This window comes from Oleiphilus sp. HI0066 (assembly GCF_001635725.1).
Genome location: NZ_LWFH01001487.1, coordinates 1 through 692, shown reverse-complemented (window position 1 = coordinate 692; position 692 = coordinate 1). Strand labels below are relative to the sequence as shown.

Here is a 692-nt window from a genome sequence, read left to right as displayed (position 1 = left end):
GGCTACCACGCGCTCGGAACGCACCGCCTTCTTTTGAGCGATCTCCGCGCAGGTAAGCTAGTCGATCCTGCGCGAGCGTGTCGTCAGGACTTGCCGCTTCTCCTGGAGGATTCGTGCGTAAGTCGTTTTTCTGAGCGTCCGTTAAATTCGCCCACTCAAAGGTTACACCATCCGATGCACCCTGTGTGTAGATAACTCGCTCTTGATCAGCAACTGAAATATCTCTTTCATCCAATAAAGCCGCAGCACCTGAAGCCTCACCCGCTGAGTTTGACCAAACAATATCAAGCACATCACCATTGCTTGGATCGAGTAAGCGTGCTTCTAAGTCACCACTCCAGTCAGACGAATTAAAGAGTGTTGTATAAATAGATGTGCCATCTTGCGCACGTAATGATGAAGAGTTAAAGGTTACACCTGAACCGCTACCAATAGATGTCACAATATCGTTGATCGCCGAACGCAGCGCTTCTTTCAAAGAATCAGGCGACGTTGCGCTGTACATTTCGCCACGGCCATTGACTGCTGCGTGATATAAATCATCCACCTGAGGAAGACCTTCATCAGAAACATCTGGCCAAACTGGTTCAGTATTAGCCCCATGAGCATCTTCCACAGCATGATGAGTCACACCAAAGATATTCCCGCGCAAACCTAAGCCGACGGTATAAGTGTTCATGTGTAGATTAGTA

General features: G+C 48.6%; 1 protein-coding gene. It reads right to left on the bottom strand.

The genetic code is table 11. The features are described from left to right. The coding region (locus A3738_RS23035; RefSeq protein WP_197473975.1) for a hypothetical protein at positions 1-679 on the bottom strand (679 nt) is incomplete at its 3' end. Positions 680-692: the final 13 nt, after the last annotated feature.